This window comes from Acaryochloris marina S15, assembly GCF_018336915.1.
GTDB lineage: Bacteria > Cyanobacteriota > Cyanobacteriia > Thermosynechococcales > Thermosynechococcaceae > Acaryochloris > Acaryochloris marina_A.
The window spans coordinates 2,510,067-2,526,954 of record NZ_CP064923.1 but is presented as its reverse complement, the minus strand read 5'-3'; the positions used below and the strand labels follow the sequence as shown (position 1 = coordinate 2,526,954).

13 protein-coding genes and 1 pseudogene are annotated in these 16,888 nt (G+C 45.2%); 6 read left to right on the top strand and 8 right to left on the bottom strand.

Translation table 11 applies throughout. The features are described from left to right. Nucleotides 1-148: 148 nt before the first annotated feature. Nucleotides 149-1,540 (top strand): annotated as a pseudogene (locus tag I1H34_RS12080) (ISKra4 family transposase). 171 nt (nt 1,541-1,711) lie between these two features. Here I1H34_RS12080 and I1H34_RS12075 read toward each other — a convergent pair. Further along, nucleotides 1,712-2,110: an AbrB family transcriptional regulator gene (locus I1H34_RS12075; protein WP_212665843.1), complete on the bottom strand. Its 399-nt coding sequence runs from the start codon at nt 2,108-2,110 to the stop codon at nt 1,712-1,714. A 301-nt stretch (nt 2,111-2,411) separates the two neighbouring features. On the opposite strand from I1H34_RS12075, the gene I1H34_RS12070 reads away from it, so the two are divergent. The 3 genes from I1H34_RS12070 (at nt 2,412) to I1H34_RS12060 (ending at nt 3,633) form a co-directional block, all read left to right on the top strand. Further along, a complete protein-coding gene (locus I1H34_RS12070) occupies nt 2,412-2,684 on the top strand; it encodes a cell division protein SepF (RefSeq protein ID WP_212665842.1) in 273 nt (90 codons plus the stop codon). Nucleotides 2,685-2,780: 96 nt separating this feature from the next. Further along, nucleotides 2,781-3,401: a hypothetical protein gene (locus I1H34_RS12065; RefSeq protein ID WP_212665841.1), complete on the top strand. Its 621-nt coding sequence runs from the start codon at nt 2,781-2,783 to the stop codon at nt 3,399-3,401. A gap of 55 nt (nt 3,402-3,456) precedes the next feature. Beyond that, nucleotides 3,457-3,633 (top strand): hypothetical protein, encoded by a 177-nt coding sequence (locus I1H34_RS12060; RefSeq protein WP_212665840.1) that lies wholly within the window; start codon nt 3,457-3,459, stop codon nt 3,631-3,633. A 90-nt stretch (nt 3,634-3,723) separates the two neighbouring features. On the opposite strand, the gene I1H34_RS12055 is transcribed toward I1H34_RS12060, so the two are convergent. Both I1H34_RS12055 and I1H34_RS12050 read right to left on the bottom strand, forming a co-directional pair. Continuing rightward, nucleotides 3,724-4,878, bottom strand: coding sequence for a (2Fe-2S)-binding protein (locus I1H34_RS12055; protein WP_249370048.1), 1,155 nt, complete (start codon nt 4,876-4,878; stop codon nt 3,724-3,726). An 87-nt stretch (nt 4,879-4,965) separates the two neighbouring features. Further along, the gene (locus I1H34_RS12050; protein WP_212665839.1) at nt 4,966-6,318 is read right to left on the bottom strand and encodes an ISKra4 family transposase; all 1,353 of its coding nucleotides are present in this window, start codon (nt 6,316-6,318) and stop codon (nt 4,966-4,968) included. A 242-nt stretch (nt 6,319-6,560) separates the two neighbouring features. On the opposite strand from I1H34_RS12050, the gene I1H34_RS12045 reads away from it, so the two are divergent. Together I1H34_RS12045 and I1H34_RS12040 are read left to right on the top strand one after the other, a co-directional pair. Continuing rightward, on the top strand, nt 6,561-7,835 hold the full coding sequence (locus I1H34_RS12045; RefSeq protein WP_249370046.1) for a GDSL-type esterase/lipase family protein: 1,275 nt from the start codon (nt 6,561-6,563) through the stop codon (nt 7,833-7,835). 730 nt (nt 7,836-8,565) lie between these two features. Next, on the top strand, nt 8,566-11,823 hold the full coding sequence (locus I1H34_RS12040; RefSeq protein WP_212665837.1) for a calcium-binding protein: 3,258 nt from the start codon (nt 8,566-8,568) through the stop codon (nt 11,821-11,823). Between the two features lie 4 nt (nt 11,824-11,827). On the opposite strand, the gene I1H34_RS12035 is transcribed toward I1H34_RS12040, so the two are convergent. The 5 genes from I1H34_RS12035 to I1H34_RS12015 all read right to left on the bottom strand — a co-directional run bounded on the left by I1H34_RS12035 (nt 11,828) and on the right by I1H34_RS12015 (nt 16,887). Then, the gene (locus tag I1H34_RS12035) at nt 11,828-12,958 is read right to left on the bottom strand and encodes a hypothetical protein (RefSeq protein WP_249370044.1); all 1,131 of its coding nucleotides are present in this window, start codon (nt 12,956-12,958) and stop codon (nt 11,828-11,830) included. Between the two features lie 58 nt (nt 12,959-13,016). After that, nucleotides 13,017-13,355 carry a hypothetical protein gene (locus I1H34_RS12030; RefSeq protein ID WP_249370042.1) on the bottom strand — a complete coding sequence of 113 codons (339 nt, stop codon included), beginning with the start codon at nt 13,353-13,355 and terminating at the stop codon, nt 13,017-13,019. A gap of 71 nt (nt 13,356-13,426) precedes the next feature. After that, a complete protein-coding gene (locus tag I1H34_RS12025) occupies nt 13,427-14,344 on the bottom strand; it encodes a glycosyltransferase family 2 protein (RefSeq protein WP_212665836.1) in 918 nt (305 codons plus the stop codon). Nucleotides 14,345-14,396: 52 nt separating this feature from the next. Further along, on the bottom strand, nt 14,397-15,386 hold the full coding sequence (locus I1H34_RS12020) for a glycosyltransferase family 4 protein (RefSeq protein ID WP_249370040.1): 990 nt from the start codon (nt 15,384-15,386) through the stop codon (nt 14,397-14,399). Nucleotides 15,387-15,597: 211 nt separating this feature from the next. Beyond that, nucleotides 15,598-16,887, bottom strand: a complete 1,290-nt coding sequence (locus I1H34_RS12015; protein ID WP_212665834.1) for a glycosyltransferase — start codon at nt 16,885-16,887, stop codon at nt 15,598-15,600. Between the last annotated feature and the right edge of the window lies 1 nt (nt 16,888).

Here is a 16,888-nt window from a genome sequence, read left to right as displayed (position 1 = left end):
CATGCTACCCGATTCCCATTTTTCCCTTTGAGAATAAAAGCAATCTTCATAGAGATGTGATGGGGCGTAAGCAAAGGATCGGGGATGCATGGCTCAAAGAAAAACGGGTCAAGGACAATAGATCCTGTACCCGAACCAAAAAACTATCATGACCCTACCATCGCAATTGCTAACCGTGCTAGCCCATGACGAATTTCTAGAACAAACTGAAGCACTCAAAGTATCAACCAGCCTGAGTCAGATGGTTTATATCGTTCTGCAAATGGGCTTGTTTCTAGCTCGCTGTCTTCTGGAGGATGAACTCTCAAGGCGCGCGAAAGCAGTATTTGTATGGCCTGTATGTACTACCTGCGGAACCCGCTTACATTCGAAGGGATGGGAATCTCGTCAGATGCAGACACTGGTAGGCACTATCTCTTGAAAGCGACGGGTGGGCCGTTGTCCCAAAGGATGTCCAGGCAGTCTGTTGACTCCCCTGGATCAAGCCATTGGGATTGCCCCCTATCAGCACAGCAGCGAAGAACTGGTGCGTCTGGGCTGCTTGTTGAGTCTGTTCATGCCCTATGAACTGGCCAGTTGGATGCTGGGTCAGTGGAGTGGTCTATCCGTGAGTCCATCCAGTTTGTGGAACTGGGTGCAATCCGTGGGTAACAAAGCTCAGCAGGAATTAGAAGCTCAACTCAACGCTCAATCATCAGGGACTCAGGCCCCTTGTGAAGCGATTTCAGAGATGTTATCTGCTCTACCTTTGGCCATTGCCGCCGATGGTGTGATGGTCCCCTTTCGCCCCACCCCGAACTCACCCAAGGGAAAAATCCAGTGGCGAGAAGTCAAAGTCGCCATCTTAGCTCGCCTGGGAACACGGGTTACCCGAGCTAAAAAGGAGGTCCCCCAATTACTGCGTCGAAGACTGGTGGCAGTATTGGGCGATATCGACCAGTTCATCCCTTTACTTCAACTCGAAGCTCACAAACAAGACTTTGAATCTGCTCCAAAAGTCATCTGGCTCAGTGATGGGGGACGAGGCTTCTGGCGAGTCTATCGCACCTTGTTCTCTCATTGTGCTGTGGCAGTCCTCGACTTTTTTCATTCAGCAGGCCATCTGGCACGAGCAACTAAAGCGATGTTTGGAGATGCCCGCTCTGCTCAAGCCCAAGCCTGGTTCCGGCACTGGCGACACCAATTGCGACACGGGCAACACCTACTTGTATTACGGTCCTTGACGATATTGATTCACTCACAACTGTTAACGGGAAAGTCTTTTTCAACGTTGCTCCAGGTGCAGGCTTATTTCCAACGCCATCATAACCACATCCGTTATCGGCACTTTGAACAGCAACAGATTCCTCTCGGGTCAGGAATGGTTGAAAGTGCATGCAAGTGGTTGATTCAGCAGCGCTTTAAGGGAGTTGGCATGCGCTGGAGTGAGGATGGTTTCAACCATTTACTGATCTTGAGAATTGCCTGGGTCAATGAACGGTTTGACTCCTTATTCCCAGAGGTGACCATTCCGAAAACTAAGGCATCCCCGATCCGCTAAATACGCCCGATGTGATGTATTCCAGGTATTCAGTTTGCTGACTTATGCTTAAGCCCAAAGCTATTTATAAGGAACTTGTCAATCTCTTTCAGGATGTGAGATAGCAGAATATGAGTGTTGTTAGATTCTCGCGAGAAATCGAATTAATTTTGGGTAAAAGCGTAAATACTCTTATTTATCTTCCGTCAATTGAGTTAGATGAATGTGCTTATAGCCGACCTTGATTTCAAACTCATCACCCGTCTGTAAACCCATTTTTTCGGTGTAGGTAGACCCGATGACCACCTGCCCATTCTGATGAACTTTGACTCGATAGGTTGCCTCTCGACCTCTACCGTCGTTATTGGCATCACCATCTAGTGAAATGCCCTTGGCTTCCAAAATGGCATTCATAAAACCACTTAGGTTAACTTGCTTGCCGACTACATAGCCACACTCTTTCGCTTTATCCCGCTTCGAGAGGTGAGATAAATCCTTGAGCTTTTTGAGTAGTTCTTTCCCGACTAGGGGTTGAATATCTTTTTTCTTTGCGGCTGTTTTTTTCTTTGCGGCGGCTGTTTTTTTAGCCATAAATACTGTATATCCTTGACTGAACTGAATTGAGAACAATTTTGCCTACTACAATTTCTGATTTTCCGGTGAGTGCGGGGTAGATGTCAGCAAAATCAAAACTGAATCAAAATATAGAGTGTTTTTTTACTGAATTATCTGCAAGTATTGCAGTTATTGGATTATAGGTGAATCTGGTGGTCAGAATTGAGTGGGAGTATGAAAACCATCCCTGATCAAAACTCTGAGTTATTTGCCCGCCGAATAAAAGTAAATTTCGTTGTGTCACAATGAACAGAACCTCTGAGCATTAGATAGCCCTATGAATAACCTAGTTCCATTGCACGGGAAGACTCCCTGTGAAATTCGTCTGTCTCATCCTAGTTCATTTACTGAAGCAGAAGCGGATGTACAATCCTTGAAAAAGGGACAACTGCTATTGGTAAATTTGGCTGACTTGCCACCTTCTTCATCCCAGAGAATAAGTGACTATTTAGCGGGCAGTGCCCATTCTCTATCTGGTCAATGTAAAGAGGTAGGAAATGGAGTGTTCTTATTTGCACCCCCAAGCGTCCCTATTCAAACAGCTTCATAAATAGCTGACATCTAAGAAATTAAGCTTTTCCCAGAAATCCCCCAGACCATATTCCCGAAGGCTAAACTGAACCAGCCTTAGCACAGGATATCTGCAATGCCCCCTCAACTCATTTCCCTGAAGCCCAAGCTACCAGCCGACCTCCCGGTGAAACCCTCGACAAACACCGAAGCACCCCCCGCATACCCAGACAAGACATCATTCCCGACCATCGACCGGAAAGACGATCTGCCAGTGAAGCGCAAGGCGACTCCACAGCCTGAAGATGATGATCGCACCACTGAACCCACCCCCAGATACGACCGCAGTGAACCCACCGATACTCGGAGAACGCAGCGAGGGTATTCAGCTCGGCAAACACCAGGAAGGGTCCGACCCCCCAGAGTGTCGAGAGCTTTTGAGTCCAAATTTCACGCACTGGAGAAGCGTCAAAGGAACTTGGTTCAGCAGACCAAGCAAAAGGGTCAGCTTGAGTATCTGACGGTTTCCCAAAGCAGTTCAGGGAAATATTGGATCACCATCGAGGGCAGCGGTATACCGTTCATCAGAATTTCGTTTGAAACACCCGAGTTCTGCTTTGAGTGCGCCTTGGAATTAGAAGACACATTCGATGTGTTGCAGGTGTTGAGTCTGCGGCCAGGGGAAACGATTGAGCGGATTGAGGAGATGATCGGGGTGTGGTTGGATCGGGAGCGGGTGAGTAGGGTTTGGGGGTGATTGGGAGTAGAAAGAAAGTTGGTAAAATCAGCCTTATGCAAGGTGAGGTCGCCAGATGTCTTCTATTATTTGTCTAGAGATTTCTACCCTTCGGCGTGATGGAGGGCTGCACTGTCACACAGGTTTAAATGAAGATTCTGTTGCAATCTATGCGGCTGCATTGAAGAGTGGTGCAAATTTCCCACCTGTTGTCGCTTTTAATGGTGGGCTAACTTACACCTTGGAGTACTAGAAGCTTGTTATCAGATCTGACACGTGCTCATAAATGCTTGAAACCCAACTTGCAAACTTATCGTGTTTACCCAAAACAATAAGTTTCTGTTCAAGTACCTCCATGGGGCCAAAGTTGAAGGTTTGGCATCCCTTGCCGCGGAATACTACTCATGAAATGCGAGTGCAATTTTGTGAGTCCCTGATGTCCTAGAAGACTTAGAATTGCAATTGCGAAGCATCCCAGACTGAGTCGGACTGATAGTGGTAGCAAAAGCATGATTCCCCCCAGAATTACCGTCACAGTCGTCAAACGATGGCAAACTCTCTGAGTTTTTGCAATCCACTCTATAGAACGGCAACAGTGAGGACAAAGTTTAGTATGGCGATGCCAGCGGTCATAGAGTTGCTCATTGCTTCGGCTTTCCACTCCTTCTGCGTAGAGAGAATTGGGTTCAGGACCACCATTTCCAAATCTATTCAGCCAGCTTTTAAAAGTCAAAGTTCCCTGATCCGCAGGAGAGGGGAGGAAGGGAGTACGTCTACGCCCTGTATCGAGAACAGCCTCATTCTGTTCTTGGGCATACATAGCTGTAATATCCTGATCATTGAGTTTGTAAAGCCCCAAATGTTGTAGTCCAATCTGCACATATTCGGGTAGCAACTCTAGCATTTTTTTGTTCATCCACGGCATCAAACTAAAAGGACGAGCCGGAAAATCTAAGTCCATCACGAACTTCATAATATATCGACAATATCCTGGTGCTGTCGGGACAAAATAGAGTTGAAAGGTTTGGACACCAGCCATTGGCAAGTTGTACTGGGTGATGTTGGCACAAGGGGGACGGAATGTTCGAGTTGCCTCCATCTCTCGATTAAAGGTGTTATATCCTTTATGACTAAGAACAAAACCATCCTCTGCCGATAGCTCGTCTACGAGTTTGAAACCTTGCATTGGAATCGCGTTCGCGGGTGAAAAACCGCTGATTCCTTCATGCAGAAATTGAGCATGTACAGGGTCAAAGCTGTTTTCAATCGAAACGGTGTAGCCTATGGGAACCTCTATCATGTGCCAATCAGCCTTATGCCACTTTGAACCAGGTTCAGGCAGGGTTGCGGGTTGTTTCTGCTGACAGTCTGTAAAGGCTTGGGCATTATGATCTGGCCAAATCCAAAGCAACCCTTGTTCAACCTGGGTCGGATAGGTAGTTACATGAGATCGAACATTGCAGTAAGCGACTGCCTGCTCAGTCGGATCAGCCAGCATCGGGTTCTTGACGCACTGTCCCTTCTGATCAAAGCACCAACCATGTTGACGAGTAAGCGTAAATATCCTACATTAAAAGCCTAATTCTCAAGCAGCTTTTTCTTCTTCAGGAAGAACTAAATCTAGCCAATTATCACTCCATTCATTACTGATCATACTCGCCCTGATTTGCAAGACATTATGGGCACCTACCCGAGTCCATTGCATCTTCTGCTTCTTTTTATGGCGAGCATTAATGAGGGTGTCAATATGAGATTCTGCAACTTGACTGGTATAAGCTAGCCCCGCTTTATCTCGCTCGTCATAATTGACAAGATATTCACTGTTATTCTTTAAGTAATCGTATAAGCCTTTGAGCTTTGTTTGCTTCTTCTCATCTGAAATGTTGTCTCGAAGCATGGCAATCTTCTGCAGAGCATCATCTACTTTTCCATGCCATAAACTCCCCTTCGCACTATCGAGGGATTCTGCAAAGGTTTCACCCAGTGCATTGCTGACATTTCGGAATTTCTTGCCGATATGAAACCAGTCCAAGATCAGCTCTAATGCTTTGCAATGAGGCTCAAGAACTGAGATGACTGACCAGCAGTTGCTAGCACCATCGGCCAAGGCAGTGACCTGTGTCTCTTCTGTCATCCCTTGTTTAAGTGCCGCATGATGCAGATAGGTCTTGATGGTTTGCAACTCATCCTCTAAGGCGGAAACAACACAAGTCTTTTCCGTAATTTGGCGATGATGTTTATCAACTACTTCAATGGCACTAGGACGATAAACGATGCCAGATAAGGCTTCAAAACTGCGCTTGTCTTTATCTTTGGTAGGAATATGACCCCCATCGACTTGAGCAATGAGTTCTGCTGCCGGGGTGGGTAACTCTTCTTGATCTGGAGGGGTAGTGTTCGCTTGAGATAAACGCTCACCGACTTGATTGGTCACGTTTTTGATTTGGACATGGTTATTCACACTCCGGCGCTGAGCATTCAGCCGCTCCATATTATCCTGAGCTTCTCGATAGCTATGCAAGGCACCATTCTCACATTGCAGTTTTACTAAGTCAGGATGAGTATCTGTGCCAAAGACGCTCAACACCGATGGCATACTTTGCCATCGACACTCAGGATTCTTGCACCGATGTTTTTGGATACGGAGTTTATGATCGCTGAAGACGGCATGGAATGTAGATGGTTGAAAACCAAGCTTGCCTATTTTCCCACCACATTTGATGCACTGCGTAACTCCAGTATCGATGAGGGTAGATTGTTCGGATAACAGAGCACTTTGGACTTTGGAAAGCAGAGAGATTTGTTCTTCGTGACGCAATCCTAGATCTAGAATAGATTCTGGTTGCTTGATGTCATAGATTTTTAGAGTGTCTCGTTTAACGACTTCCTGAGTGGTAACCGAAACTTTCTCCACAATCACTCTAAATTCGTAGTCCATCTCTCACCGTTACTCTCGAACCTCTGCAAGAGATAGAGTAACACTAAAAACTTGAATAATGTACAAAAATTACGCTTTCATCCTCATACCTCTCCCCCCACGGAAGCCACGACCCTAACGAACAGTGCTTATTGAGTAATCTGGGTTACGCCAATTCAACCGTTAGAGATGTGACAATCTAACAGCAATACAATGGGCAGCCCATCATGTATCGACATAGAGCAATAGGAGCCTCGCTGATCATGGGGTTAGTAACTCTAGCAGGCTGCATATCACTTCAATCTTCTCAGGCGCAAAAATCGCCACCCCCCTCGGCAAAAGAGAAGGGCAGACAACCCATCACCCTACGTAATGGTGCGATGACTCTAGGAACGACGGTCCCTGACTATTGGCATCATCAGTGGGTGGGAAAAGGCAAGATCTCCATTACACGGGATACTCAAATTTTTAAACAGGGCCCTGCTGCCCTAAAGGTGGCTAGTACGTCTGGCCCTGCTAAAGGACAGGCATTTCAACTGATCAAGGGGGCATCTCGTCAGTCTTTCACTGTCAGCGGTTTTGCTAAATCCACAGGGAAGGTCAAAGTCAATATTGCCATTCAGTCTTTTTCTAAACAATCACGCCCGCTCCAATTTCAGCAAGTCAAGTATCTCCACAATACTCAGGATTGGAGTTCCTTCTCTCAGGAGGTTATCTTACCTCCCAAAACTCATAAGTTTGGAATCGTTTTGCTGATAGAAGGTCAGGGGAAAGCCTGGTTAGATGAAGTCAAACTGACTGGCTCAAACATCAAAAACATAGCGGATCATCTTGAAAAAGCATCTGCTCCGAAACAACCAAAACCCACTGTCACTCCGAAACAGCAAGATCCCACTGTTCCCATGCCCGGTCACTATCCAAAATTTCCCCAAGCATGGTTGAAGCTCCATCAGCAACATCTCAAACAAACTCAGAAACGCCAAATCAATATTGTCTTTTTAGGTGACTCGATTACCCGCGGGTGGCGAAAGCATAAAAAGCTCTGGCAACAACACTATGGCAACCTTGGCGCCGCAAATTTTGGTATTGGTGGCGATCGCACACAACAAGTTCTTTGGCGAATTGACCATGGCCTATTTGACGACATACAACCTCAGTTAGTCGTTCTCAATATTGGCGTTAATAATCTCTGGCAAGATTCTTTTAGTTCAGCCCGTATTGCGACAGGAATTGAGAAAATCGTTGCCAAAATTCGGATCAAAAACCCACAGACTAAAATCCTCCTCCTTGGAATTCTTCCATCGGGCAAGCAACCCCATACGCCCAACAGAAAAAAAATTCAGGCTATTAATAGACAAATTGAGCAGCTTGACAATGGTTCGACCATTCGATTTCTGGATATGGGGCCAAGTTTTCTAGAACCTGATGGCAAAATTTCTAAAACAGTAATGCCTGATTATCTACACTTATCTCCACAAGGCTACCGAATCTGGGCTAAATCAATGAAGAACACATTCGATGAGATATTAAGGCAATAGACTTATCTCTTCTTCAACGATTTAATCAAATCATAAAATCATGACATTCCAACTTTTTCATGTCATTAAAATAGATGCTCTGGGAATTCTATAACCAAGCACTATATTTTGCTTCAGAGCTTTAATATCAAGCTTTGATATTTTTACTCAGAACACACTTTACCTCAGATAATCTTGCATGATTAGAATTCGAATTCAATGCATGAAAAATATCAGCCATGCATATTGACTTATAGAATTCTCTTGTTAATTCATGGCAAAGTATTTTTGAGGAAGAGATAGTATTCCTGAGTGCAAGTGACAGAAGTTGGGGGACATCTAAATGTCGAGATTTTTAATGAGACAAGAAGCATCACTACATCGTAGCTTATTGACCTCATACACAATTTTTACAGTAATAACGAATACAAGATAATAGCTCCACAGAGGTTGGCTTTGCGTACTTCTGTCTCCATAGAATAGATTTTCTGGCGAATAGCTAGGTGCAAAATAGAATGCCTATCAGTTTATGGCATTCCAAAAATTACTATGCAGCATAGGCAGACACTTTACTCCAAATTGGTTTAACGATAGCTGAAGCAATTTTAGGACTGTTAAGCCTACTCAAAATTGTCTCCTTGCTGTGGTCATTTTTTATACGCCCAGAAAAGTATTCCTTTTTAGCATTAGGAATGCGATATCAACTTGTCAAAAAATGAATAATTTATTGGAATCATACGAATAAGAGATCATGCTGAATTTCAATAATTACCAGATTGAATCCTATGGAGGCTCTCAAGATCAGAAACTGAGCTTTTCCACTCTATCCAATGGCAATATATTGCAGTTATCTGGGAATGGTTGGAAAAAAATCAAGCTGCCTTACCAAATTACGAAAAGTACTGTTTTAGAGTTTGACTTTAAAAGCAATGTTCAAGGAGAAATTCACAGTATTGGATTTGATACTGATAATATTCTGAGTCCGACCCAAAGTTTTCAATTATTTGGTAGTCAACCTTGGGGAATCAGCCAGTTCAACCATTATCAGACTGTTATCGGTGACTGGCTCACTTACCGCATTCCTGTAGGCGAGTTTTTCACGGGCAATATCGCCTATTTAACCTTTGGCAATGATCAAGATGTCCCACACCCCAAGGCGGATAGCTTGTTTCGAAATGTCAGGATATTTTATCAGACACCTGCACCGATTGTTTCGGGGACAGCTTTAGCCACTTCTCCCATACAGTCTGCAGTTCCTAGGTCAGCAACATCCATTGCCACACTAGGTGAAGTAGGGCAAATTTCTGGTCTGACCCATCTTAAACAGACCATCCAACTTCAGCATGACTACATAAACCCTGTCATTTTCGCCCAAACCCTGAGTTTTAATGGTGGACAGCCTGCAACAGTTCGAATTGACAACATTCAAAGTAATCGTTTCGAACTCTATATCCAAGAACCCAGTAATCATGATGGCCAACATGTAGCTGAGGATATTAGTTATATCGTCTTGGAAGCTGGGTCATGGGTTTTAGAAGATGGCACAAAGCTAGAAGTTGGCACCCTAGATACCAGTGGCTTGGTCACCAGTAGATTTGAAACCGTTAACTTTAATCAAAAATTTTCGGATTCCCCCATCGTTTTCAGTCAAGTGCAAACTGCGGATGGTTCAGATTTTGTGCGCACGCGGCAGCAAGCCACGACAGTCAGTGGCTTTCAGGTGGGCATGGAAGAGGAAGAAAAGAAAAAATATTCTGGTCATGTGTCAGAGTCGGTGGGATGGTTAGCGATTGAGTCAGGGTCAGGAACGTGGGGAGGGTTAGCGTATCAAGTTGGGCAAACAGGAGATACCATTACCCATGATTGGGCATCCATTGATTTTTCCGGTTTCACCTCCACTCCAAATTTTTTAGCGTCCCTTGCCTCATACGATGGAGGCGATTCTGCAGGGGTTCGTTATCGTAATCTTCACAATACTTCTGTAGAAGTCAAGGTAGAAGAAGACACCACTGCGGATGCGGAAACTTCCCATACGAGCGAAGTTGTTAGTTTTTTAGCCATTCAAGGCAGTGGGTTGCTTCAAGGTTCTAAAACTACTAGCTCTACAACCAATACAGGAGGAACTGTGGCGACACGGGATGTAACCCTGCGGCCTTTTGCTGCCAACTCGATATGGAATACCCCCATTGGGTCTAATGCTGAATATGTGGATGCCAAGATTGAAAAGGCAAAAAACGCCACAGTAGATGTGGATCACTTTTACATCCTTAAGGGGGATGACCCGTTACAACCCCTCTATAACCAGGGAACTTGGGGACCAGGTCGCACCACTGGCAGCACCTATCAAGGAATATCCCTGCCCTTACCTAATGATTTATTGATTGCTGATTCGACCAATAGCAAGACCCCTAACAATTCTGCGGCTTTTTTAATGCCCGATGGCCGCACCCTAGTTCAGGTGAATGCATTAACTCGCGATCGCAACCGTGATTTCGTCTACGGCCAACGCTTACCCTATACCCTGGATGTTGCCAAATATGAGGATATTTATGGAACGGGTATCGAGGGGGCCCATGCTGGGTCTGGGTTATCCTCCATCGGTGGCACCATTCGACAGGGTGAACTCATTGGTGATGATCCCATCCGCCATGCCCTAAAAGTGAATCTTTGGACGAAAAAGTATTTTTCTCATACCAAAGGCCCAGGTGGAGGACTAGGATATCGTTGGCCTGCTGTGAAAGCAGACACCCATATCAGCCCACAGACCTATGCGGGTGCTACCCCAGAACTACTCAACGGCAGCTTGCTAGCTATTCCACCGGACATGACGCCAGATAAATTAGGGATTCAAACCGAGGTTGGCAAAAAACTTTTCTATGCCCTTCAGGACTATGGGGCTTATCTGGCCGACGATACCGGATGGGATGCCCATGCTATTGCAGTTGAGAAAGGGGTCACGCAAGAATTTTCCAGCCACTATGGCTTTAGTTTTACCGACAACAGTGGTCCTTTTTATGATGACTATATGCAGTTATTTTCGGCCCTGCATGTCATTGACAACAATGCCTTAGATAACATCGGTGGCGGTGGAACACCCCGTACTCCCCTAGCTCCAGACTTTGATGTCGCTGCCCCGCCAGCATTTATCGGCAACGCCGACTCAAATAATCTTGAGGGGGATGACCAAGCCAACCGGATGGATGGCAAAAAAGGGAATGATCTGATCCAAGGACGAGGTGGACATGATTTCATCACCGGTGGGTCGGGTAAAGATACCCTCGATGGCGGTAAAGGCAATGATCACCTCATTGGTGATACCAGCTCCGATCATTTACTAGGGGGAGATGGAAATGACTACTTAGATGGAGGTGCCTATAGTGACATCCTGGAAGGGGGCAAGGGCGACGATCATCTGACGGGAGGAACCGGTAAAGATCGCTTAATGGGTGGTACTGGCTTTGACACCGTGATCGAGTCAGATGATATTGACCTTGAGCTGACGGAGAACAAGCTGATTGGCACCTGGACCGATACCCTCGATAGTATTGAACATGTCATTCTCAGTGGTGGGGATAGCAATAACAAACTAGATGCATCCCAATTTCAAGGCACCGTCCATTTACATGGTGGTAAAGGCCATGATCAGCTAATCGGCGGGAAACAGGGGGATGTCCTAGTTAGCAGTTCGGGTAAAGACAGCCTGACAGGAGGGGCAGGTTCCGACACATTTGATGTCGTCGGTCGAGTCGAGTTTTTACAAAGTAATCGTAGTACCCCTCTGAAGCAAGATGAATTTGCCCAAATTAATGACTTCAGTAAGGATAAAGACACCCTTCTCCTTCTAGGATCTGCCCAACAGTATGTTGTCGGTACCAGTAATAAAGGGGCAGAAATATACTTGGATACCAATGGAGATGGCATTACGAATCAAGCTGATGAAATCGTTGCGATTATTAAAGGTGCAAATTCCTTTAACCTAGACGGTTCGTTTGTTAAATATATTGATTGAGCTGTCAATTGCGAATGGGCGGTGCCAATGGCGCTCTAGGGGTGCCACCTCCGCCCACTGACTCAGGCGTATTGTTAGATACGACCGAAAGCTCGGTAAACAGCTTAATCACATCATCGAAGAAAGGACCTTCTGAAGTGTTGAAGGAATAGCCATAGGTCCGTCGAAACTCTTTCAGTACACTATGCTCCAAAGGGATAGCATGGGCGTTCCAGTCCGTATCATCGACCACGTAAGCCCCATAGTCTTGGAACGCATGAAAAAGCTTTTTGGCCGGTTGCGTTTTGAGTCCCAGGCTGGACACTGAGAGATCAGGGGGAATCGCTAATAAGGCACCTTGAACCAACTCAGGATTCTTGCCCCCATACTGTTTGGCTGCATACTTATCAGCACGATCTGCTGGCCAACGATATCCAGGGATGCGCTTAGAATAGTAAAGATATTTTTTACCCCACAAATTAATCTTTAACGCATGTCGAATCGGGGCGTCATCGACCAATTCCCCTTCTCGGATTGAGCCACCGATAGAAGATAGTCCTGATCCAAAGTGAGCACCACCAATGCCTGCAGTGTAGATATCAACGTTGGGAAAATACCGCCAGCCATAAATGGGACCTCCTGGCTCACAGCGTGCCAGCGGTTCAAGCTGCACCAATGTCTTGCCATCAGGCATCAGAAATGCCGATGCATTATTCGGTGTCTTCCCCTTCTCCGCATCGGGAATGATCAGATCGTCTGGAACCGGAAGGGAAATCTTCATGGACTTCTTTTTCCCTTTGCAGCGTTTTTTCCACGAACCTGGTGCATAAACTGGTTGACGAGGATCATCCCCTTTAAGCTCAAAGAAATACTCTTCATCAGATCGCAAACGGGGGGCTGACTTAATGCGGGCTGGCTTATATTGAGCATCAGAGCCAATGGGCATATTCCATATGGAGTCTGAGGAAAACGGCCAGAGAAATTTATCCCTAGAGGTTGGCGCATTGTGGCCATAGTCCACTGGACGAGACTCAACGCGAGCCTGAGGCGTCGATGAGGAGCTGCTGCTAACCTGCTGACAGGCTAATAGTCCGAATATGCCTAGCAGAATGCACAATGAGATGAAATACCGTTTATAGCGATTTCTTCTGAACATGGGCTAATTACATAGTCACGTTTTCATTCCCCCGGACTGGCATCACACTTAAAGACGACTAGCCAAACTTGAGTTGTGCCTTTACCCGCTCTAAAGCCGTTAAATGCTTGATAAAGGTCAACACAAACCACAATCGCAGTTTTTGTTGGACGGTATCTACCCGCGCCCGACCAAAGGTTTTGAAAGGGGGGAAAACATCTCTAGCGATATCTTTGATAAATTTCTTCAGGGAGTAGGTACTAGACTGACTCAAATCGTAAGGACCTCGGGTTGTTCTGAGGATTTTCTTATAGAGCTGTTCAAAGGAATATCGAGCTGGGTGATAGACATAAGCCTCTGGTGAATAGACCTGCTGATACCCTGCGGCAAAAACCCGTTGCCCCCATTCATAGTCCATTTCTTCTGAACATGGGCTAATTACATAGTCACGTTTTCATTCCCCCGGACTGGCATCACACTTAAAGACGACTAGCCAAACTTGAGTTGTGCCTTTACCCGCTCTAAAGCCGTTAAATGCTTGATAAAGGTCAACACAAACCACAATCGCAGTTTTTGTTGGACGGTATCTACCCGCGCCCGACCAAAGGTTTTGAAAGGGGGGAAAACATCTCTAGCGATATCTTTGATAAATTTCTTCAGGGAGTAGGTACTAGACTGACTCAAATCGTAAGGACCTCGGGTTGTTCTGAGGATTTTCTTGTAGAGCTGTTCAAAGGAATATCGAGCTGGGTGATAGACATAAGCCTCTGGTGAATAGACCTGCTGATACCCTGCGGCAAAAACCCGTTGCCCCCATTCATAGTCCCCCCCAGATTTCAGGATTTGATCAAATAAACCGACTTCGGCAAAGACTGATTTGTAGGTAAAGACATTTGCCGTAGCGCCAAACTTGGCATGCTTTAAATACAAATCTTGCTGTAAGTACAGCACACTATCGCAGAGTTCTATGGAGTTCGGCTGCTGGGGGTTTTGGTAGCTGAATTCAATTCTGCCAGCTACCAGACCACAGTTCGGAACGTCGCGTAAACTCTGAACTCCTTTTTCAATCCAGTCGGGGGCTGGTATACAGTCTGCATCTGTGAAGGCTAGGATGTTTCCTTTTGCGATCGCAATCCCAGTATTGCGAGCCGCATAAGACCCCTGCTGGAGTTCCAAGGTCGTGGAAGCATAGGGAAACTGGTCTACCACAGCACTGACATCATCATCAGAAGCATTGTCGACCACAATTACTTCATACGTTTTACCAGGATAAGTCTGATTTTCTAATGCTTGCAAACATTGAAACAGCCGCTCTGAATCATTGAACACAGGTATGATGACTGAAACAAATGGAATGGTTTCTGGTTTTGCGATCTTGATGGCTGGATGAGTAACAGTATTAGACATAGCAATGCATATTCATAAACATTAAATATTCAGCCTGAAGCCTCTTTATCCATTAAGCATTGGACTTCTGTAAATATATTTCGAGGGTTTGCTTCGCAATAGTAGTCCAGTCCCATTGTTCTGCTAAACACCGATTATGCGCTCCCATAGATAGCAAATCGGTTTTTTTGTAAGCTGTTTGCTCCATTGCCTTCAACAAACCATCAGTTTGATCAGGTTCGTACAAAAAAGCTCCAGCAGTATCTAAAATCTCTTGGAGACAACCCATTCTTGGAGCAACACAAGGTTTACCAAAAGACATCGCTAAGATCGCCGCGCCTGATGTTAAAACATCACGATAAGGGAAAACGACAGCATCACTGGCATTCATGTATATTTGAATTCGCTCATCAGGGACGAAGCCAGGAATGAACTTGATGTTAGTTTGGGTTGCAGCTTTGGCTTTGATCTCTTGAGAGAATGTATCGTTTAAGGTTTTTCCAGCAATGATGAGTGTTTTATCAGGGTGCTCTAACTGATTAAAAATTTCAATTAATTCTCCTACTCCTTTATAGGGTCTCACTAAGCCTAAAAAGAGAAAGACAAGACTGGTATTTTCGATACCTAAAACCTGACGGGCTTCAGGCTGAGCCATTGAGTTGTCATAGGACTGAATGTAATTTCCATGGGGAACTACCAGTATCTTCTCTAACTTTTTGAGCCGATATCTTTTGGCAATTGCAGACTTAGCAGCATGACCGTGAGCAATTACAGAATCTGATATATGTACAACAACCAGTCTGCAAATGTAGTCTAACAGAGGGAATAAAGCCTCATGGCTCTCAAGATTATGGGCAGTCCAGACAAGCTTTACACCCGCAATTCTCAAAAAAATTAAGCCCAACAGAAATTTTATAAGGGTCAATAATGCAAAAGGGAATCTTAAAACCTTGAGGATAGGGAAATTTCTGAACTCCGGGGCTCGATAGTATTGATGTAACCAGTGCAGATGGACAACGTTCAGATTCCTAGATTTGATTGCTGTGGGTAAAAATGCCTTCATCCCATTCACTCCCTCAACTCGAACTCCCAGATCTTTTAGGGAGCTAGCCAACTGCTTTTGATAGGGATTAATGGACAAATACTGGGGTGCAAAGTAAACAGTCATTTTCAGATCAGATCTGTTCCCAGTTGATTCATTAGCCGCTTGGCTCTGCCTAGATGCATGCTTTATAGATGAAGAGAAATGCATAAGTGATTTGCCTCTTTCAAACTCAATAGCTAGGCTTAATGCCGTGGGTAGGACGAACAATCGTCTTGTTAAGGGCAGTTACCACTTGCTGATAACGAACTAGATGTTGATTAAAGGTGACTGGCAATAACAGTCTTTGTTTAAGCCGATCGACAGCTATATCTTCTGCCTTAATCCCTGCGGATAATAAGTGCTTAATCTCGCTCGCTAGTGCTTCTGGAGTGTAGGGTTGAAACGTTTTAATTGAATCTGGCTCGATCCGATTATATTCAGCAATTTGTGGAAGGTTAAAAGCTAATAGCGATCGACCAACAGAGATCCAAGTTGAGAGTGATCCTGAGGCAGCAAAGGATTGAAATGGGCAAATAGCCAAATCTGTGGCCATCAAATAGCGCTCTAAATTAACTTCAGACAAATAATCCGTGATACGTAAGCGATGCTCAACGCCATCTGTCTTTGCCAGGGCTAGTAGGTCTTTGAGAAAATGTTCATTGCCAGGACTCGCTCCCCCAGCAAAAACCACTATGACCTGTTCTGGGAGTTGGGAAAGCGCTTTCAGTAGTAACTGGTGCCCCTTACGTTCATGAATAAATCCGAGAAGTGTAATGACCTGAAATCCATGCAAGTTTAATGCCTGCTGGGCTTCTTTCTTGGAAAGAGTCGGCGATCGCTGTTCAACAAAGTGCGGAATCACTGTTGTAGAACCTATATCACCCTGGCTCAATCGTCTTCTCTCTTCTTCAGAAGAGACAAAGACCAATTTGACCTGTCTCAATAACCAATACAATGAGATGTCACCAGGGATTCTGAGTATTTCTCCCTGCACAAGCCAACGGTATTGTCGAATTGAGTCAAGCAGATTCGCTAAGGAAAGTTTCTCTGCCTGAGATAGAGATTTATTTGGAGTGCCCTTGGCCAGAAGATTGGGTGAGCACCGGTGCAGGATGCGAGAGACATAACCAGGAATTTTGCTCGGATTGGGGGGTAAGTCATAAACATCATGAAGAGTGACGACTAGTGGTTGTGCACAGTACTGTCTAAAAAGCCGAAGATGAGTCAGCTGGGTCCAACCTAGTCCCCACAAGCCTTTGTTATTTTTTATGCTGTACTGAAGATGAACAATATCCACCGATGAGAGATGTCTTGCAGCTTTAATGATTTCTGCTCGGTTTTGCCGATGATCTAGGGTTAGCTCTACCTCAGCTTCTATGACAGAAAGAGTAGACAATCCGCGCGCCTCTGTCGCCAGTAAACGTCCATAGCGACATACGCCATGTTCAGGAGAACCAATATGCAAATATCCAAGTTTCATC